The 19989-nt window shown below is 56.3% G+C and carries 13 protein-coding genes; 8 read left to right on the top strand and 5 right to left on the bottom strand.

Annotated elements, in window-relative coordinates; translation table 11 throughout:
• Nucleotides 1-597: 597 nt before the first annotated feature.
• The 3 genes from ACZ5BO_RS12295 (at nucleotide 598) to ACZ5BO_RS12285 (ending at nucleotide 2493) form a co-directional block, all read left to right on the top strand.
• Nucleotides 598-924, top strand: a complete 327-nt coding sequence (locus tag ACZ5BO_RS12295; protein WP_464700006.1) for a hypothetical protein — start codon at nucleotides 598-600, stop codon at nucleotides 922-924.
• Nucleotides 902-2137 carry an MFS transporter gene (locus ACZ5BO_RS12290; protein ID WP_464700004.1) on the top strand — a complete coding sequence of 412 codons (1236 nt, stop codon included), beginning with the start codon at nucleotides 902-904 and terminating at the stop codon, nucleotides 2135-2137. The genes ACZ5BO_RS12295 and ACZ5BO_RS12290 overlap by 23 nt, the downstream gene beginning before the upstream one ends.
• 113 nt (nucleotides 2138-2250) lie before the next feature.
• A complete protein-coding gene (locus tag ACZ5BO_RS12285; protein WP_464700002.1) occupies nucleotides 2251-2493 on the top strand; it encodes a carbon storage regulator in 243 nt (80 codons plus the stop codon).
• A 149-nt stretch (nucleotides 2494-2642) separates the two neighbouring features.
• On the opposite strand, the gene ACZ5BO_RS12280 is transcribed toward ACZ5BO_RS12285, so the two are convergent.
• Nucleotides 2643-3746 carry a GlxA family transcriptional regulator gene (locus ACZ5BO_RS12280; RefSeq protein ID WP_464700000.1) on the bottom strand — a complete coding sequence of 368 codons (1104 nt, stop codon included), beginning with the start codon at nucleotides 3744-3746 and terminating at the stop codon, nucleotides 2643-2645.
• A 281-nt stretch (nucleotides 3747-4027) separates the two neighbouring features.
• Between ACZ5BO_RS12280 and ACZ5BO_RS12275 the strand changes: the two genes are divergently transcribed.
• From ACZ5BO_RS12275 to ACZ5BO_RS12255, 5 genes are all read left to right on the top strand, one after another.
• Entirely contained in the window at nucleotides 4028-5887 is a 1860-nt protein-coding gene (locus ACZ5BO_RS12275; RefSeq protein ID WP_464699998.1) for a DUF1302 domain-containing protein, read from the top strand.
• Nucleotides 5888-5909: 22 nt separating this feature from the next.
• Nucleotides 5910-7202: an MFS transporter gene (locus ACZ5BO_RS12270; protein ID WP_464699996.1), complete on the top strand. Its 1293-nt coding sequence runs from the start codon at nucleotides 5910-5912 to the stop codon at nucleotides 7200-7202.
• Between the two features lie 74 nt (nucleotides 7203-7276).
• Nucleotides 7277-8428, top strand: coding sequence for a M14 family metallopeptidase (locus tag ACZ5BO_RS12265; protein WP_464699994.1), 1152 nt, complete (start codon nucleotides 7277-7279; stop codon nucleotides 8426-8428).
• Between the two features lie 196 nt (nucleotides 8429-8624).
• The gene (locus tag ACZ5BO_RS12260; protein ID WP_464699992.1) at nucleotides 8625-10292 is read left to right on the top strand and encodes a CapA family protein; all 1668 of its coding nucleotides are present in this window, start codon (nucleotides 8625-8627) and stop codon (nucleotides 10290-10292) included.
• 1080 nt (nucleotides 10293-11372) lie between these two features.
• Nucleotides 11373-13595, top strand: a complete 2223-nt coding sequence (locus ACZ5BO_RS12255; RefSeq protein ID WP_464699990.1) for an autotransporter domain-containing protein — start codon at nucleotides 11373-11375, stop codon at nucleotides 13593-13595.
• A gap of 406 nt (nucleotides 13596-14001) precedes the next feature.
• Here the strand turns inward: ACZ5BO_RS12255 and ACZ5BO_RS12250 are convergent, their stop codons facing one another.
• The 4 genes from ACZ5BO_RS12250 to aldA form a co-directional block, all read right to left on the bottom strand.
• Entirely contained in the window at nucleotides 14002-15621 is a 1620-nt protein-coding gene (locus ACZ5BO_RS12250) for a GMC family oxidoreductase (protein WP_464699988.1), read from the bottom strand.
• 78 nt (nucleotides 15622-15699) lie between these two features.
• Nucleotides 15700-16917, bottom strand: a complete 1218-nt coding sequence (locus tag ACZ5BO_RS12245) for a mandelate racemase/muconate lactonizing enzyme family protein (RefSeq protein ID WP_464699986.1) — start codon at nucleotides 16915-16917, stop codon at nucleotides 15700-15702.
• A 1-nt stretch (nucleotide 16918) separates the two neighbouring features.
• Nucleotides 16919-18241, bottom strand: a complete 1323-nt coding sequence (locus ACZ5BO_RS12240) for an MFS transporter (protein WP_464699984.1) — start codon at nucleotides 18239-18241, stop codon at nucleotides 16919-16921.
• Between the two features lie 199 nt (nucleotides 18242-18440).
• A complete protein-coding gene (gene aldA, locus ACZ5BO_RS12235; RefSeq protein ID WP_464699982.1) occupies nucleotides 18441-19865 on the bottom strand; it encodes an aldehyde dehydrogenase in 1425 nt (474 codons plus the stop codon).
• Between the last annotated feature and the right edge of the window lie 124 nt (nucleotides 19866-19989).

The following is a 19989-nucleotide window of genomic DNA, read 5'->3' as shown; positions in this document are numbered from 1 at the left end:
ATTGTTAAAGGCTCCGTGTCGGCAAAGTAAGTCGGCACAGGACTTCCTCGACACGCAAAATATCTGACCCAGACAGATACAAATTCCGGCACTACAAGAAAAGTTCTATATCCATACCCTCTACACCCCAGTAGATTAAAGCTCTGTGATACAGGTTAGGAAACCAACAGTTACGCTGATTAGTATCCACCATGAGTTGTTGCTCAGCACATCGCCTCCTACCCTTGAGGAGCCCTTAAGCCGAGTTCGGCTCAGGCAGCCTCCAGGTACACAATAAGTGAAACTTTCTGGTGTATGTCCGAGCCTTCCTCGATTGATGTGCGAGTAGCAGTCAGACTGTATTGCCAAGGCCGGTGACCAAGGATCGGTTGCCAGCCTTGTTTTTATTTTTCGTCTACTTACGAGCACCTTTCTGCTCGTACATCCACACAATCTTTCCGACATGAATGCGCCTGAGCAATTGAATAAAAACAGTCCTCAAACCTACTCCAGACAAAGCCTGTTTGAACCTGAAATCAAACAAGCCCCCATCAGCCGCACACCTGGACAGGTTGTGCGACTGGGTGCTTGGCTTCACCTCTGAGGTAGGAGTCCTCTATGAAGACGAGTGTTCGTAAAACCAAGCGCGAGATTCTATTCCCCATCGGTGCACTGGTCTTAAGCAAAGGTGTTGATCAACTGGTACGCGAGGGCCATTTCGACCCGATGCCCTACGTGCAACGACACCTATGTGGTGAAGGGAAATCAGGTGATCAATCCGCCTTCCACATAAACAATGCTGTGGACAGAGTGGGTGAGTGCCTGAGTTCCTTTCATTTGAGCACCTGCGACCTGCATATTCTGATTGTCACCAACGCCGAGCGCAGCGCAACTCGGGTGTCGCTCCTTAATGAAGAGGGAGATGCACATGAGCTGGTTCAGTAACCTCAACAAGACAGAAAAAAATACCTTCGTCGCCGCTTTTGGTGGCTGGGCGCTGGATGCTCTGGACTTCATGGTTTTCACCTTTGTCATTGCCACACTAATGAGCATCTGGCACATCGACACAGGTCAGGCGGGCATGTTGAGCACTATCACCCTATTGTTCTCCGCCATTGGCGGATGGGGTGCAGGGGTTCTTGCCGACCGTTATGGCAGGGTACGCATCCTGCAAATCACTATCCTGTGGTTCTCCGTTTGTACGGTGCTGATCGGGTTCGCTCAGAACTTCGAGCAGGTTTTTATCCTGCGTGCCTTGCAAGGTCTGGGTTTCGGTGGCGAATGGGCGGTGGGCTCTGTTTTGATGGGTGAAATTGTCCGCTCAGAACACCGCGGCAAAGCCGTGGGAACCGTGCAAAGTGGCTGGGCCATCGGCTGGGGCGCAGCAGCCCTGCTCTACACCTTGGCATTCTCGGTACTGCCTGAAGAGTGGGCGTGGCGTTCGCTGTTCTGGATTGGGGTAATTCCGGCGCTGCTGGTGCTCTACATACGCAAGAACGTCCCCGAACCCGAAGTGTTCCAACGTGCCCAACGCGAACAGAAAGACCGGGCTCAACGCGTTTCGCCCTGGATCATTTTCTCACCTGCACTGCTCAAGACCACGATCCTCGCCTCCCTACTCTGTACGGGAGTACAAGGCGGCTACTACGCAATCACCACCTGGCTCCCGACCTTCCTCAAGACCGAGCGCCACCTTTCTGTGATCGGCACCGGGAGTTATCTGATGGTGATCATCCTTGGCTCGTTTGTAGGCTATATCTGTGGAGCCTACCTCACCGACAGACTGGGACGTCGGGCCAACCTGATCATCTTTGCGTTACTGTCGTGCATCACGATCTTTGCTTACACCCAGCTTGAACTCAGCAATGCACAGATGCTCTTTCTGGGGTTCCCTCTAGGTTTCTCCGCATCGGGGATCTTCAGCGGTATGGGCGCCTTTCTCACCGAACTGTTTCCATCATCCGTGCGTGCCACTGGCCAAGGCTTTACCTACAACTTCGGTCGCGGAATCGGTGCTCTATTTCCAGGACTGGTGGGCTACCTGAGCCAAACCAACAGCCTGGCGTACGCCATCGGCATATTCGCAGGTGGCGCGTACTGTGTGGTGCTGGTAGTCACCATGCTGCTTCCCGAAACCATGGGTAAACAGCTGGACTGAAAACCTGAAGATCACCGTCAAACAAGCGCAGATAAAACCTGACCCGTACTACATCTTTTTCGCCAGCTTTATGGAAACAATCATGTACAGCATGAGCCTACAAACAAAAGGAAGTGAAATTGCTAGTCATCAGCAGAAAGCCCTATAAAAGTCTACGTATCAACGACGAAATAAAAATCAAGGTTATCAAAGTTGAGTCCGACTCTGTTTCTCTACAAATCGCTGCTCCGAAACACGTCACAATTGTTCGATCCGAGTTGCTGAAAAAAGTCATGAGCACGTACGACCAGAATACCAAACCTACACTTTGCTCTCTTGACGGGGTAGCTGAAGTCGAACACCGGGAGCCTGAGTAACCGAACTCTCTATCCTAAAAATAGTAAAGAGTGCCGTTTAACAGGCAACCTCTTCTTAGACGATTCAACGTATTAACACCCATCGCTACAATCCTGCTGATTACCACGGCTCGACTAAGCGTGTTGTTTGAAATCAGCCCAACGCTAAGTCAATGATCCAGCTTGTCAAGAAGATCTATACCCAGTTCCTTGATCAGGTCAGCGGCTTTCCCGTTGGAGCTGGGCTCATCGGCACGCCACCATCGGCTGGAGATCCGCATGGTGTATCGGCGACGGTATTCCGCTGGCGTTATTCCCGTGGCACGTCGGAACAAACGGCGGAACGCGCTGGCATCCTGATAACCGCAGTACTCCATCACTGCCGTCAGATCAATCAGGGTCACTTCCAATAACTGTTTGGCCCGCTCAACCCGCAGACGATGCAGGTAATCCAGCGGTGTCATTCCTTCAACCTCTTTGAAATGGCGCAACAGCGTTCGCGGACTGGCTGCAGCCTCCTGAGCGACCCGATCCAAACTATAGGGTGTTTGGATATGTTGCTGAATCCATGCCTTGGCTCGGAAGACTACGCTGTCTCGGGTTTTTACCGATATGCCTGGAAAGTTCAGGCTGGAATACTCAAAGCGCATTGGATGATAAAGCAGCCCATTGCTCGCGACCTGTGCCATTTCTTCGCCGGCAAAACGTCGGATCAACTCCACCATCAAATCACATACCGCAGCAGGGGCTCCGGCGGTAAATACCGGTCCGTCCACCACCACCGGCCCTTCCATGGCCAACTGCACTTGCGGAAAACTGGCGGCAAACCAGTTAGCGATCATCCAGGGAACGCTGGTGCGCCGGCCATCCAGCACACCAGCACTGGCCAACATCACTGCGCCATTGAAACAGGCAGCCAAGACCCGTCCTTGAGAGTGATAGCGCGCGATGCAGCTCAACTCCTCGGAGCATTGGTCGAGCACATGCTTCAGGTCAGGCACGTTTTTCATCTGTACGCCCGGAACAAAAAGCACCGTCTGCGAGGCTCGTAGAGTTGCATGCCCCCTGGTAGGTGATTGCATGTCTGACAACCAGCCCGGAAGCGGTAATTCATTGCCCGCTGCGTCAATCAACCGCCAGTGAAAAAACGCCCTTCTTTTCTCGGGATTGCGCATCCGCCAGAGGTTATTGAAGGTGCGTAAAATATCGATGATGCTAAAAAGCGTTCCCGTCAAATTATGTGGACCATGTAATAAATCAATACGGACAATCATAGGTTCCCCTGGCGATACCTTGCTGTTTTCTGGCGATATTAACCCCCCTTCTTAAACGCTGTCTTCCTACAAACCTATCGCCTTATTAGTCGAACAAGTGATGCCTTCACCTAAAAAAGTAGCGCAGCCGCTTTTCAAGCCAGTCCGAGTAATACATGTACGATTTGTTCTGGCGATATCAACCCTATAGATGTCTGAATTTACCGTATTACTACAACTTCGCCGGCGATAGACTGAAAAGCGCCGACAATAAAAAACAACAAGCAAAAAGGTAAGCGTCAGTGAGAACAACAATAAGAAATAACTGGGGAAAGTCCGGTAGGCCAGTGGTCGCTGGGCTGGCTACGTCCCTACTCTCTGTTGGCATGACTCCTACGGCAACAGGCGGAGAGCTGGTTTTCGGTGACCTCAAATCAGGTCTGGGTAACGGTATCGAATGGCAGCATGACGACACCTTTCTGAACGTAAAGGGGGCTCTGTCGCTGGGGACCATAAGGCGCATGGACAATCCAAGCCAGCGTCTGACCAGCTCCGAATACGGGATGAACCTCTTCAACGACGGCGATCTCAACTATAAGCGCGGCGATGCGGTTTCCACCTCTGTGGAAACCTATCTGCAAGCAGATCTGAGCCATCGCAACATCGGCCTGCTGGTAAGCGCAAAGGGTTGGTACGACTACGCCCAGAAGCATCAGGGGGTCGAGCACGGCAGCGTACCCAATGGCTATCGCCCCGGGAAACCACTCAGCGATTCGGGTTTTGACTCACTGGCGCGGTTTTCCAATGCGGTGATTGATGATGCGTATGTATACGGCAATTTCCAGCCTGCCGGGCAGGACCTGCTTGTACGACTTGGCGATCAGGCAATCCCGTGGGTCACGCCGACTACCATAGGCGGAGGCTTACAGGCAGTGAATGCCTTTGACTGGGCCGCCGCACGCCGGGCCAGTTCGATTACAGAGGCACGCACCGTGGCGATGCCGGCTCTTTACGCCAAACTGGCCCTGAGTGAAAACCTGTCGATCGACGGGTTCAACCAGTTTGAACTGCGCCCCAGTACCTACCCGGGCTGCGGTACCTTTCTTTCGACCAGCGACTACGCCCAGCCCGGTTGCGACCAGTTCCTTCTTAATGGCAGCGTGTTGAGTTCGATAGCCGGTCGACCTGTTTATACCAGCGACGGCCAGGCGCTCAACAATCCCCTGGACTACGTACCTCGGGGCCCGGACCATCGACCCGGCAACAATCAATACGGCGCCAGCATGCAGTACTTATGGCAAGACGTCGGGTTGTTGGGTCTGTATTTCGCGAACTACACCAGCCGGGATGCACTCACCCAAGTGGTTCGCACCGGTCCTGGAGTTCTGACGCCTCCGGCCGCCAATCAGGGGCAAGCCAAGCCTGCCGGAGTGGCGGCCTATTATCAGCGGGCCTTTCCTACCCGTGTTCGCCTGTACGCCCTCAACTTCAAAACGCGACTGCCGGACGGCACCGGCATTTATGCCGAATACAGTTATCGCCCTAATCAACCTATTGCCTGGAACGGAGCTGACTTCATCTCCGGGCTGCTCGCCGGAAGTGGCCCACTGGGCTACCTCGCCAAAACCCCCACGGGCTACCTGGCACGCGGGTACGACCGCTTTCGCGTCAGCCAGATCAATCTCGGCGCCAGCCATCCATTCGGTCAGGTATTGGGCGGCGAGATGAAATTATCCGCCGAAGCGGGATTGAAGTACGTACACGACCTGCCCGACACCAATGACCGCCGTTATGGCCGAGCCGGTTTCGGCAACGCCCCTTACGGCAGCTCCTCGAAATGCACTGGCCCAGCACAAAAGTGTGCGATGGACGGATTTGTTACCCCATTTTCCTGGGGGACCCGCTTAAAAGTGGAAAACCAGTACAGGAATGTGCTGCCTGGGCTCGACCTGACGCCATCGTTGGCATTCCTCTATGACGTCAAGGGGCATGCCCATGACGGCGTATTCAGCGAAGGCCGACATGCGCAAGTCCTCGCTGTGCACGGTACGTTCAAGAGTGATTACACCTTCAATGTCGCCTACCTGAATACCGGAGGCGGCGACTACAACGTTGTGGCGGACCGAAGCATGTTAGAGGCCAGCGTCGGCCTTCACTTCTAACCGCTCTCAATAGGCGAACCGCATGCGCTCATTTACCGATAATCGACGTCCGCTCGTTGTAGCTTTGCTGATGACCGTGGTCATTATCAGCGTGTTGGACAAGACCATTTTCGCGTTTGCCGGCCCTCAGATCATTGACGAATTGCAGCTTACGCACGAGCAGTTTGGCTTCATCAGCAGTGCGTTCTTCTTTCTTTATTCGATCTCTGGGGTGCTGGTGGGTTTTCTCGCCAATCGGCTACCGAGTCGCTGGATACTCTCCGGCATGGCCCTGGTGTGGATGAGCGCTCAGTTACTCGCCGCGCTATCCACCAGCTTCGTTGCCCTGCTCGCGAGCCGGGTGATGCTCGGCGCCGGTTGCGGCCCCAGCACAGCAGTGACCCAGCATGCCTGCTTCAAGTGGTACACAACACGGGAACGGGTATTGCCCGCGGCACTGATCCAGGTCGCAATCATGCTCGGCGCCATCGCCGGCGCCCTGGCCTTGCCGATGCTGATCGAGCAATACGGCTGGCGCACCGGCTATGTACTTCTAGCCGGTATTGGCCTGGTTTGGCTGCTGCTGTGGCAACTCTATGGCCGCGAAGGCCAGCATGACGAAACCAAGGATAGCGCTGGCAAACTATTGCCCACACTGCCCTATGCTCGGCTGCTGCTGAACCGTACTTTTGTCTGCATTACCTTGGTCGCGTTCTGCAGCTATCTGCCCAATGCCCTGCTCTATAGCTGGTTGCCCACTTACTTGCAAAAGGGTCTGGGTATGACACCGATGCAGTCTGGCTATCTGGTTCTCGCCACGACGCTGGGAGTGATCTTCATCAACTTGCTGGTTTCAAGCCTGGCACAACGCGCCATGAAGCGCGGCGCCAGCCTCCGTGCCGCGATGGTGATTCCACCATTGTTGGCCTGCCTGGTAGCAGCCGTGACCTACATCATCATAGGGTTTACCACAACCGAGCTGACTATGACCCTGGGATTGTTTCTGGTCGGCAGTATCCTCCTCAACCTGTTGTCAGCCTTCGGTTTCAGCATCGTTGCTCACATCGCTCCGGCACGCCAACGCGGCAGCATGCTGGCCATTCATATCGCCCTACTGACCACCGCCGGCATGCTTGCCCCACTTCTGGTCGGCCAGGCCATTGGCTGGCAGGGCGGCGACCTGGTTAACGGTTTCGAGCTTGCCATTGGTCTGTTCGGTATCACGCTTCTGCTGTTCAGTGCACTTGGCTTGGTGCTGATTGACCCGGAACGCAGTCACCGTGAACTCAATGCAAACGCTCCCCGCTCGGATCTAGCACTCGCCAGTACTACCTAGGACGCTCCGTTACCTCCCCAACAACTTGATGGTTGTGCGCCGTATTCATTGCGACTGCCAATAGGAAATCCGTAATGGACTTATCCTGCTTTTCACAAAGTTATGCCGAAGCTCGGCAAAAATTCCTCCAGTCCTGCACCAGCGCCGGGCTTGAGGTTGAGTCTTGCCTTCATCCGTTACCTGGCAGCCAGGGAGAAACGCTGGCTCTCGATGCGGCGCTTTTCGGTTCTCCCAAGGCAGCCAACCTGCTGGTACTGAGCAGCGGCGTGCATGGTGTGGAAGGGTTTTGCGGCTCCGCTGTACAGATTGATCACCTGCGCAACAGCGACTGGATGGCGCGCTGCCGCCGTGATGATCTGGCGCTGCTCTATTTGCACGGGATCAACCCCTATGGTTTCTCCTGGCTACGCCGGGTCAACGAAGACAATGTCGATCTCAACCGTAACTTTATCGACTTCAACCAGGCACTACCCGATAACCCCGGGTACCGCTCCATCGCCTCGTTACTTCTGCCACGTCGTCAACCGCCGACCCTGCTCAGCACGCTTGGCCTGGCCGGATACGCGTTGCGCTACGGGACCCAATCCCTGCAGTCAGCCATCACCCGCGGTCAACACAGCAACCCCGAGGGTCTGTTTTTTGCCGGAACCGAACCCACATGGAGCAACCTGCAGTTACGCCAGATCATCCGCCGCCTGGGCAGCCAATGCCAACGCATCGGTTGGATCGACGTGCACACCGGACTCGGCCCCTATGGCGTTGGCGAGCGCATCTATAAAGGACGCACCGACCCCGAGGCCATTGCTCGAGCGCGGAGCTGGTGGGGTGCGCAAGTAACCACCAGCACAGACGGCACCTCCTCATCGTCGGCTCTGAACGGCACGCTGGATCTGGCGGTGATGGAAGAGTGTCCACAAGCTCAATACAACGGACTGACGCTGGAATATGGCACCCAACCCGGTCCTCGGGTGCTCAATGCACTACGTGCCGATCAGTGGCTGCAAAATCACCCTAGTACCGGAGAAGCCCAACGATCGCGAATCAAACGTCAACTGCGCGAGGCCTTCTACATCGATACCGCCGATTGGAAACGCCAAGTGCTGGAGCAGGCGCGAGCAGTGACCGAACTTACCCGCCTTGGTCTTTACACACCCCTGCCATGCACTACCCCACAAGCGGCAATCAATCCTCCCACGGAGAATTCCGTTCATGTTTCCACACGCTGACTCAAGATCACCAGGCGTTTCAGCTACCCATTGAAGTAATTACGCAGTTGTCTCAAGCCCGACTCCGCTCATGTTTAACAGGTAGCCCAAGCCAAAGGACTGGCTATTCAGGGTGATCTGGCCCCCTACACGCGATGGTGTGGAGCTGAAGCCCACTGTCGGTGCAATACCCACTCAAACCAAAAGGATGTCCAGAATGAATGAGTATTTGATTGAAGCTTTAACAGGCGTCATGCAGACGCTTAAGACCCGACTGGATGAACATGAAACTGAAGTCATCGTCACACTTCGTCGTGTAGCAAAAGGCGAATTGAAGATGTCCGAGACGATTAGCCCTGAGGAGGAACAGCTCGCTCGGACGATTTTCGAATGGGTTGCAGCCACTGGCCCGCGAAAGGTCTTGGCGAAAATCGAGCCGCTATTAACCGACCCCGGCACATTAAAGGGAGAAATCGCGCTTGATAAGATTTTTGTCGATCCTGGATTTGCGGTAAATCTCCCCCCACTGGGTGACCGTATAGATAAACGTACGCTGACCAGGCTGGCGGTTCTTCTGATGAGCTACATTTTCTACGAGCAGTTCCATTACCCACAACCAGAAACCGGTGTATACGACATTGCGGGGAGCACATTCGAAAAAATAAAGTGGGTCTACCGCTATTGGTTCAACCAGCTTGAAGTCGCCGAGAAAGGGTCGAGGCTGGAAGAGTTTTTTGCGGCGCAGGATCTCAATGTCTTGAACAGGCCACCGGCAGATCTCGAAGACAAGTTTCCGGATTTGGATATTATCTCCGTTTCATGCGCGGGAGACTTGCTCGCGGTGGATGTTCTGACCCCGGAAAACACCCCCCACCTGTTCGACGATATCGCCAGCTTCTACAGTACTGCGGACATCGTTAGCGCCAATCTGGAGTCAACCGTCGATAAGAACAGTCCTGTGGGGCGCACTCAAGCGACCGGGCAGCCCGCTCGAATGAATACATCCGAAGCAATGTTCCAGAAGTTCCGCTCCGAAGCGAAGATCAACTTTTTCAGTACCGCGACGAACCACTCGATGGACTGGAGGGAACAGGGCGTCCTCGCCACACTCGATGTTCTCAAAAAGTCGGGTGCTCACTATGCCGGTACAGCCGCAAACCAGGCTGAACAGGACGATATCGTCATTGTTAAGAAAAAGGGTATCAAGGTAGCCCTGCTGTCCTACACATTTGATCTCAATGGTTACAAGCGCCCCGCCACCAAGCCATTCCTTGTCAACGAGGTACGATTCAACGACGTCAAGCCTGCACCGAATTACACACTGATCAAGAAACAGGTGGCCGCGGCAAAAGCCAAAGGCGCGGATTGGATCATTGCCTACTGCCACTGGGGATGGGAGTTCGAGATGTACCCCCACGTCAATGTTGTTGAAGCTGCACGCGAGATCATTGCATGTGGCGTTGACACAATCCTCGGCAACCATGCCCATGTCAGCCAACCTGCCGAAGTCATTCCGCGCCCAGGACAACAGGACGCCTTGGTCGTCTACGCTTTCGGGGATTTCGTCAGTTACCATCCAGAAAGCCGAAACTCAAAACTTGCCTACACCATAAAATTCAATATTGTGAAGTTCATTGACCGAACTCGCCTGTTCAACCTTGAAGCCCTGCCTATCTACATCGTCAATGAAAAACGGGATGATGGCAGCTTCAACTGCCGGATTGTCAAGTTTCACGATGTATTGAAAAACCCCGATAATTACGGCCTGACCGACTTGGAAAAAAGTCAACTACCACACTTACATGACAAAGTCTGGAAAGGCATTCTGTCGCCACTTTCCAATCTCCAACGGTGGCCAAATGATGTTCAGCGCAACACGCAGTAGTGATATGCCTCATCGCCGAACGGCGCGTGTAATAAGCACCGATATCGGACACTAATGCTATTCATTTGAACAAAATATCCAGAGTTCAACGGATAGCGAAATTTTCAATATAAGTGCCGTCCCTGACCTTGATGGTCGAGGACGGCCATCTAAGAATCGATCCAGAAAACAGCGATTCCATCCGTACACGCCTCTCTTTTGATTCAAGACCAACTATTATAACTAAAACTGACATAAGACCAGCATTGACCCAGTGCTGAACTAACAGCCCCCAACCAGATACTTTGCAAAATACCCCCCAGACAGTGACAAGTTGACAACAATCAGAACCGCCGCCACTGCCTCCATGAGAACCACACCGCCCGCCAATTCCGGAGATAAGAATCGGACACCCCCTGTCCTTTTGGACAATCGTGAAAGCCGTATGCCAGACATCCCCTCCTGTACACACCGCCATTCATTTTTCACATAACATGATGTCACCTGTGTCGCAAGACCTTTCCCAATCCACTCTGCGATGACCTGTTGCGCTGTTTTCAAGGAACCATTACGTGTACACAAGCGGACAACCAATCCTCAACAAGCCTAAGCCAACTATTAATGTTCCGCCGTGCAGCACCAAGACGCCCACACAATCCAGACTAGTCAGATATAAATACCACGACCTCATAGCTACAATCACCCCACCTTAAACATAGCAAAATTAAAGTTTTGCCCCCTCTTAAATTTGATGGGTGCCTATTGCGCGCTCAGCGAAACCTTGCACCAGCAATATCAGATCGTATTTCACAGCAAAGCTTCTCACACCTACTTTCCCTGCATTAGTTATTACGCCGAAGTATATTTCCAATCGAGGACAATAGCATTGTGAACACCAACTAAAACCATCACCAAACCCTCTTTCACTTTTGATCAGTCAACATCTGCACACTATCTTTCGCTGCCACCCAACTTAATCGCGAATGGTAAAACCAAAGGTGCTAGGCCCCACTCATAACCGCCGCCTAATTAAGCGAGTTATTTTCCGACATTTTCGATAGCAAAGCACTGTTACGTACAGTCAAGTGCAGGCCCCCCATTATGAAGAATCCACTACATCTCCCTCTGATTCTACTGCTGATGGCTACCTCGTATACCCAGGCAGCCCCCTACGACCTGTTAGATCAAATGTTCGATTTAGGCTCACTGCGCGACGATAATCTTTGGTACAGCTTTTCTTATGAGCTCAGTTCAGACGGCAGTACCGTCGTGGGAACCGCTGATACCAAGGACGGCAACACCCGAGCCTTTCGCTGGACCGGCGCGCTCAACCCCATGCAAGACCTAGGCTCACTGCGCAACGATAATCTTGGGTACAGCAGTACAGTCTCAGTCAGTTCAGACGGTCGCACCATTGTGGGCCAAGCGGATACCGAGGACGGAAAAGTCCGAGCCTTTCGCTGGACCGAAGCACTCAATGCCATGCAAGACCTAGGCTCGCTGCGCAACGATAACCTTGGATACAGCAATGCTATCGCTGTCAGTTCAGACGGTAGCACTGTCGTGGGAAACGCTGAAACCGAAGAGGGGCGGATGCGAGCCTTTCGCTGGACCGAAGCGCTCAACGTCATGCAAGACCTGGGCTCACTGCGGAACGATAACCTTGGATACAGCCATTCTACCGCTGTCAATTCAGACGGCAGTACCGTCGTGGGAGTCGCTGAAACCGAACACGATGACTTACAAGCCTTTCGCTGGACGGAAGCACTCAACACCATGCAGAACCTAGGCTCGCTGCGCAACGATAACCTTGGATACAGCGCTCCTACCGCTCTCAGTTCAGACGGCAGCACGGTCGTGGGAGTCGCTGCAACCGAAGACGACACGATGCGCGCCTTTCGTTGGACCGAAGCGCTCAATGCCATGCAAGACCTGGGCTCGCTGCGCAACGATAATCTGGGGTACAGCTATGCTACCGCCGTCAGTTCAGATGGCGGTACCGTCGCAGGAAACGCTGATACCGAAGACGGCGAGCGAGCCTTTCGCTGGACTAAAACACTCAACGCCATGCAAGACCTGGGCTCTCTGCGCGGCGATAATCTTGGTGAAAGCCGTGTTACGGCCGTCAGTGCAGACGGCAGTACTATTGTGGGACGGGCTGAAACCGAAGACCACAATTTTCGAGCCTTTCGCTGGACCGAAGCACTCAACGCCATGCAAGACCTAGGCTCGCTGCGCAACGATAACCTTGGATACAGCGATGCTTACGCCGTCAGTTCAGACGGCAGCGTCATCGTGGGAACTGCTGAATCAGAAAACGCCGCGTTCCGAGCCTTTATTTACCGGGTATCGAAAACTGCTGCCCCTGGAGTCATGCAGGACTTGCTCAACGTTATGCAGTCTTTTCCTCGGTTGGCGAGTGAGACAGAGGTGGCCATGGCTCAACAACAAGTGACCCTAAACCGCCTGCTCGATCAAAGCTGTTTTACCGGAACACCAGGGCTCAATTGCTTTCGCATTAGCGGCGCAGTCTCCAACACCGGCTCTGACGGAGATGTTGGCCAGCGCAATCAGACGCAGGGCCTGCTCACCCTGGGTCATGGTCTAAGTGAAAACATGACGCTGGGTCTCACGCTGTCGAGCGGCAGTACACGCCTGCATAACAGTGGCATCAGCGCAAAGACTGCCTACGGTCTGGGTGTATGGGGTGAGTACAGCGAGTATGGATCGGCAAGAACCGGGCTACAGGCCAGTATCGGGGTGGGGACTAGCACTCAAGCTAATGACCTGACTCGCGGACAAGGGTTGGACAACGTTCAACAACTCCGTGGCTCAGCCGATATGCAAACTGTCGCGGGACGTATCGACCTGGGTTATGGCTTTGTGCCCCCTAGCGACTGGTTGATTACCCCAGCAGTAGCGTTGATTCAACAATACACTTCGCTGGATGGGTACTCGGAAAATCAAGGGGCCATCACTGGCACGTATAAAAAATCACGTTTGAACTCAACGGTAGCTGACGTGGGTATTACGGGCCAAACTGCAATCAATACGGCGTCCAGGATAAACCTAGGGGTCGGTGTTGAATACGACCTGAATGTTGAGCGGATGCGTTTGAAGGGCACGACCGACGCGCCAGGCTTGGAGTTTATAAACACCAAAAGCCAGCTAGACCGTAATGATGTTCGCCCGTATGTGTCGGCAAGCTACAAGTATGCTGTGATGGCCGGCGGCACGCTTTCGACTGGCCTTCGGGTGTCCTCGGATACATTCTCTGATACAGCCCAAGCAATCTTATCGGTCGGCTACGAGATGGCGTTCTGAAGATTGTTGAGGGATGAAAAATAGGATTGCTCTTTCGCTTATGCCACTAGCAGGTTCAATGATCTGGTTTGGAAAAGCGCACGCCCATACAAAGTCTCACCTGAAAACCGATGGAGATCGTACAAGTCACATTTTCATAGGGTGAGATAAAGCCATAAACTATGTTCCATGGATCGCAGCCAATTACTTTCATGGCAGACCTTTCTATTCTGTGGTTGCGGTCCTCCTATTTCGCGGCAGCGGCAAGAAATGCCCTGTCCACCATCTCGGGTGTCATGGCCAGACAGGAACCTATCCACACTGATAGGTGCTGGCCACGCCCGACCTTTTTCCCTCGCAGGTACAATTTCGGCAATAGCAGAAATGGCCTAGCAGTCCATGGTCTCAGACCACTGCCCCTACATGCTCATGAGAGGGCATCCTCAAGAATCAGGTCGGCGCCCTTCTCCGCCACCATCAGCACCGCCGCGTGGGTGTTGCCGGAGGTGACGTTGGGGAAGATCGAGGCATCGACAATGCGCAGCCCCGCCAGACCATGCACCTTGAGGCGCTTGTCCACCACCGAGCGCTGCTCGTCGCGGCCCATGGCGCAGGAACCGCACAGGTGGTAAATCGAGCCGCTGTTCTCGCGAAAGTACTGCAGCATCTGCTCATCACTGTCCACCGCCGGACCTGGTAGCACTTCATCCACGGTAATGCTCTTGAGCGCCGGAGCCTGCATGATCTTGCGCAGCAGCCGGCTGCCCTGGATCACCTCGGCAATGTCCTTGTCGGTGCTCAGGTAGTTGGGGTCGATCAGCGCCGCATCCCGAGGATTCTTCGAGGCGATCTGGATGCTGCCGCGGCTGGTGGGCCGGCATGGGTTGAAGCACAGCAGAAAGCCGGAATACGGCTCGGGCTTGAGGCTGGCCTTGTTGCTCTTGGGGATCTGGTACGACAGCGGGTTGAAGTACAGCTGCAGGTTGGGGTGTTCCTGCCCGGCATCGCCACGGAAGAAACCGCCGGCCTGGTTGACGCTCATGGCCAGTGCGCCCTTACGCGTCAGCAGGTATTGCAGGCCCAGCTTGAGCTGGCCGAACAGCGAGCTGAGCTGATCGTTGAGAGTCGGCACATTGGCCTTGTAGTAGTAGCTAACGCACAAGTGGTCCTGCAAGTTCTGTCCCACCGCCGGCAGGTGCCGAACCAAAGGAATCCGGTGCCGGGCCAGCAACTCGCGATCACCAACCCCGGACAGTTGCAGGATCTTCGGTGTGTCCACCGCACCGGCACACAGGATCACTTCCTTGTTGGCATTGAATGTCCGGATAACACCGTGCTGGGTCACACTGATCCCGGTGGCGCGCTGTTTCTGCTCGTCGAACAGAACCCGGTCGACCAGCGCGTAATGCTCGACCTTGAGATTCGGCCGGCTCAGCGCCGGATGCAGATGGGCAAAACTGCTGGAGCAGCGCTGGCCATTGCGGGTATTGACGTCGTAGATCCCGGCACCTTCGAATGTGGCACCATTGAAATCTTCACTGCGCGAGTAGCCCAGTTCCTCGCAGCCTTTGAGGAACACATCGCAGATGGGATGGGTCTGGCCCTTCATTGGGGTGATGCTGATGGGGCCGCTGCCGCCGTGGTACTGGCTGTCTCCCAGAGGATGATTCTCCAGCTTGCGGAAATACGGCAGCACCTCGGCGAAGCTCCAGCCCTCATTGCCATCGGCCGCCCAATCATCGAAATCATGGGCCTGGCCGCGCACATAGATCATCGCGTTGATCGAGCCGGAGCCGCCCTGGACCTTGCCCCGCGGTGCGTAGATCGCTCGGTCGCCGAGCTGCTTCTGCGGTTGGCTGTAGTACATCCAGTTGAAGTGAGGGTTGTAATACATCTTGGCGAAACCCACCGGAATCTTGAACCAGAACGATGAGTCCTTGCCCCCCGCTTCCAGTAGCAATACCGAGTATTGGCCCGAGGCCGAGAGCCGGTTGGCCAAAACGCAGCCGGCGGCGCCGGCGCCGGCGATGATGTAGTCGTATGTCATGCAGGGTTACCGCTCAGGTCGTATTGAAGGCAGCCGTAGCGGCTGCCCATGCCCTGCCCGTCACCGGGCGGGAAATGCTCAGCCCTTGGCCGGGGAGTGGTCGTTGACGTCGGCCGGAGTCGCGGCCATTTGCAAGTGCAGGCGTTCACCGCTGTAAGGCGAGTGCCTGCGTACCACGTCCATGTTCAGCTCCACCCCCAGGCCCGGCTCGCTGGACGGGATGATGTAGCCGTCCTCCCATTGCAAAGGCTTGGTCAGCACTTCGGCGTGGAAGCCGCCCCAGGTCATGATGCTTTCCTGGATCAGGAAGTTCGGTGTGCAGGTGGCCAACTGGAAACTCGCCGCCGCGCCAATCGGGCCGTTGTACAGGTGCGGGGCGATCTGCGCGTAGTAGACCTCGGCCATGCTGGCGATCTTCTTCGCCTCCAGCAGGCCACCGCAGCGCGCCACGTTCATCTGCAGGATCGAGGCGCCACCGGCCTGCAGCAGCTTGAAGAACTCGTACTTGGTGGTCAGGCGCTCGCCGGTGGCGATCGGGATGCTGGTCTTGGCCGCCACCTGCGCCATGGCCTGCTCCTGGCCCGGCGGCACTGGCTCCTCGAACCACAGCGGGTCGTATTGTTCCAGGCGCTTGGCCAGGCGAATGGCCGAGGACGGCACCATCTGCCCATGGGTGCCGAACAGCAGGTCGCAGCGATTGCCCACCGCTTCACGGATCTTGCGGCAGAAGGTTTCACAACGCTCCAGCACTTCCAGGGACAGCTGGTGTCCGGAGTACGCGGTGTAGGGGCCGGCCGGGTCGAACTTCAGGGCAGTGAAGCCCTGGTTCATGTTCTTTACCGCGCATTCGGCAGCCAGGTCCGGGTCGTCGTAGTCGTATTCGCCGCAGCTGTTGAGCGGATACAGATAGGTATAGGAACGCAGGCGCTCATGGACCTTGCCCCCCAGCAGTTCATACACCGGTTTGTTCGCCGCCTTGCCGATGATGTCCCAGCAGGCCATCTCCAGGCCGCTGACCACGCCCATCATGGTCAAGTCCGGGCGCTGGGTGAAACCGCTGGAATAGGCCTGGCGGAAGAAGCGTTCGATATGGTGCGGGTCATGGTCCAGCAGGTAGCGCTGGAACACGTCCTCGATGATCGGCAGCATCGCCTGGGGGCCGAAGGTGGCGGCATAGATCTCGCCCACGCCTTCGATGCCGCAGGCGGTGCGCAGCTTGACGAACAGCCAGTACATGCCACCGATATGCGGTGGCGGAACGGCGACGATATGGGTTTCAAGGGCGACGATTTTCATCTCAGGCTCCTGTTTGCGAATGCTGCTGGGTACGGTTGACGCGAGCGCGCAGAGCGATCGCGGCCAAGGTGCCAAGGGCGCCGACCGCGGCGATATAGCCGAAGTACAAGCGGTAGCCCAAAGCCCCGGGGAAATGTTCGGTGAGATAGCCGTTGATCAGCGGGATAAAGGCGTCCGGCAGGTAGCCCACCACCGACACGATGCCAATGGCCAGGCCGGTGATGCGCAGAGGAATCCGGCAGGTATCGAGGATCGCCCAGTACAGCCCGCGAATGGCGTAGGTCATCAGACCGATGAAGATCACTGTGGCGATCAACAAGCCCAGGCTGCCCAGGGCCGGGAACAGGATCAGCCCGACGATGCCCAGGGTCGCCAGCAACAGGGCGACGATCAGCACCGAGATGTTCGAGAAACGGTCCCCCAGCCAGCCACCACCGATGCCACCCAGAGGCCGCATCCACAGTTTGATGGTGGTGATGGTGCCGGCCATCACGGCAGTCATGCCGCTGCCCTGCAGGTAGTCGGAGAAACTGTAGGTGGCCCAGAAGATGTGGTAGCCGCAGAACACGATGGCGGTCACCAGCCACAGCTCGGGGATCTTCACCAGGGTCGCCAGGTCGCTGAGCAGATTGAAGCGCCCCTGCTCCACCGGCGCCGTGTTCTCCATGGACTTGGGGTCCTTGAGCAGCACCAGTACGCAGCCGATGGCCATGCAGGTGAAGGAGTACAGATAGACCACGTGACGGAAACCCTCGGCCGTCGACTCACCACGGGTCTCGGTGGCCAGGGCGAACAAGCCCAGGGCCAGGGTCGCCAGCAAGGCTTCCACCAGGCCACGGCCACCGTCGAGGATGCCAAAGAAACGCCCCTGTTCGGTGTGGTGGGCAATCATCTTCACCCGCTTGAGCACCGAGGCCCAGAACGTCAGCCCGGTGGTCAGCCCCCAGCAGCCGAAGATGATCATCAGCGAAGTCAGTGATGGCGCAGTGGAGTACCACAGGCCCAGGGCGCCAGTAGCCACCAGGGAGAAGAAAATCAGAAAGCGCGGAGCAATGCGGTCCGCCAGCCAGCCGCTGGGCAGGTAGCTGATCAGGAAGATGGTGCCGAGCATGGAGTACAGGTAACCCAGCTCGCTGTGGTTGATCTGCAGCACCTCAAGCATGGTGGTCTGGTAGACCTGGCGCAGGTACAGGATGGGGTAGATCGCTCCGGCGGCCAGCACCAGCAACATCAGTTGAAAGTAACGACTGCCCTTGTCGCTGTTACCCACCGGCAACCCGGCAGAATCCTGAGCCGAGATCAGATCGGCTGCATGCTTAGACATAACGATGCCCTCGGGCGCCGGTATCCGGCGCCGCTCATTATTATTGGTGGGGCAGCGGCAAGCTTGGAGCTTCAAGCGGCAAGAACGACTGCGGTGTTCTTGCTTGCAGCTTGCGGCTGTCTTGATACAACGACGGCAAGCGGCAGAATCGATTGCACGCTTTTGCTTGACGCTTGCCGCTTGAAACTTGCCGCTGCCTTTAGAAAGGCATGACCACCAGGCGGGTCTGGGTGAACTCGAGCATGCCGTGCTTGCCGTCGTCACCGCCCAGCCCTGAGCGCTTCCAGCCGGCGTGGTAGCCCTGGTAGGGGTCGGCCGGAGTTCGGTTGACGTACAGCTCGCCGGCCTGAATGGCCCCGGCGACCTTCATCGCGGTACGGTAATTCTCGGTATAGAGCACCGAAGCCAGGCCAAACTGGTGGTCATTGGCCAAGGCCAGGGCTTCATCGATATCCCGGTACTTGAGCACCGGCAGGACCGGCCCGAAGATTTCCTCCTGAACGATCTCCATCTCCTGACGGCACGCGCTGAGCAGCGTCGGCGGATAGAAATGCCCTGGCCCCTCAGGCATCGTGCCACCGGCTTCGAGCACTGCCCCCTGCGCTACCGCGCGCTGCACCAAGCCATGAATGGCAACCCGGGCAGCCGCACTGACCAGAGGCCCCATGCGGCTTGGGTCCTGGCGCCGGTCGCCGAATTGGACGGCGGCGATCTTGTCCTTGAGCAGCGCCAGGAAGCGCTCATGCACGCTTTCGTGGACATAGACTCGCTCCACCGCCGTGCACAACTGCCCGCAATGGGTGGTCTTGGAAGCGATGATGGCGCTGGCGGCCTGCTCCAGGTCGGCATCAGGCTCGATGATGGCCGGGGTCTTGCCGCCCAGCTCCAGGGACGGCTTGGCGATATTGGCCTTGCAGTAGTCGAGCACGATACGCCCGGCATTGACGCTGCCGGTCAGGGTGATCATGCCCACTGCCGGGTGGGTACAGACGGTGGCAGCGGTGGCATGGTCCATGGTCAGGATGTTCACTACCCCAGGCGGCAGGCCAGCCTGCTGGACCGCCCGAGCGATCTCAAAAGCCGAAATCGGCGTGTTGTTACTCGGACGCACCACCACCGTATTGCCGGCGATCAGCGCCGGCGCCACCTTGCGTAGCAGGGTGTAGACCGGGTAGTTGAACGGGATCAGGCAAGCCACGACGCCAATCGCCTCGCGGTGCAGAAACAGCTTTTCGTCTGGGCTGTCGCTGGGAATGATCTCGCCCTCGATGCGGCGCGCCCATTCAGCGTGATAACGAGTGATCTGCGCAGCATAGCGGGCTTCATTGCTGGCATCCGCCAGGCTTTTGCCCGACTCGGCTGCCAGAGCCTGGCCAATGGCGTCGGCACGCGACTCCAGGGCGTCGGCCAATGCACGTAGGTAGTCACCGCGCTGGATACTGGTCAACGCTGCCCATTTTTTCTGTGCAACGCAGGCGGCGGTCACCGCAGCATGGGCCTCTTCCTGATTCGCGGCCGAGACATGCCCCACAAGGGTTTCGTCGGCCGGATCATAAACCGCGATGGATACGCCGCTGGCTGGTTTGATGAAGTCGCCGTTAACAAAATTCTGTTCAAGTTGCATGGAAGTTGCCCCGTCGTTGGCAGAGAAGTGGCGCAGGCAGCCTGGAAGCGATCCAGGCCCGGCGGTCAAAGGGTCTGGTGTGGTCGAGCGGGCACAGCGCAGCGATCGACGGACAGGGCAATGG

Source organism: Pseudomonas sp. FFPRI_1, assembly GCF_055384485.1.
Note: the sequence above shows the minus strand (reverse complement) of the source record. Positions and strands in the feature narration are given on the sequence as shown.

Bases quoted from the DNA above. Each gene is read 5' to 3' on its own strand.
- ACZ5BO_RS12295 (WP_464700006.1), top strand. From the start codon at position 598: ATGAAGACGAGTGTTCGTAAAACCAAGCGCGAGATTCTATTCCCCATC.
- ACZ5BO_RS12290 (WP_464700004.1), top strand. From the start codon at position 902: ATGCACATGAGCTGGTTCAGTAACCTCAACAAGACAGAAAAAAATACC.
- ACZ5BO_RS12280 (WP_464700000.1), bottom strand. From the start codon at position 3,746: ATGATTGTCCGTATTGATTTATTACATGGTCCACATAATTTGACGGGA.
- ACZ5BO_RS12270 (WP_464699996.1), top strand. From the start codon at position 5,910: ATGCGCTCATTTACCGATAATCGACGTCCGCTCGTTGTAGCTTTGCTG.
- ACZ5BO_RS12265 (WP_464699994.1), top strand. From the start codon at position 7,277: ATGGACTTATCCTGCTTTTCACAAAGTTATGCCGAAGCTCGGCAAAAA.
- ACZ5BO_RS12260 (WP_464699992.1), top strand. From the start codon at position 8,625: ATGAATGAGTATTTGATTGAAGCTTTAACAGGCGTCATGCAGACGCTT.
- ACZ5BO_RS12255 (WP_464699990.1), top strand. From the start codon at position 11,373: ATGAAGAATCCACTACATCTCCCTCTGATTCTACTGCTGATGGCTACC.
- ACZ5BO_RS12250 (WP_464699988.1), bottom strand. From the start codon at position 15,621: ATGACATACGACTACATCATCGCCGGCGCCGGCGCCGCCGGCTGCGTT.
- ACZ5BO_RS12245 (WP_464699986.1), bottom strand. From the start codon at position 16,917: ATGAAAATCGTCGCCCTTGAAACCCATATCGTCGCCGTTCCGCCACCG.
- ACZ5BO_RS12240 (WP_464699984.1), bottom strand. From the start codon at position 18,241: ATGTCTAAGCATGCAGCCGATCTGATCTCGGCTCAGGATTCTGCCGGG.
- aldA (WP_464699982.1), bottom strand. From the start codon at position 19,865: ATGCAACTTGAACAGAATTTTGTTAACGGCGACTTCATCAAACCAGCC.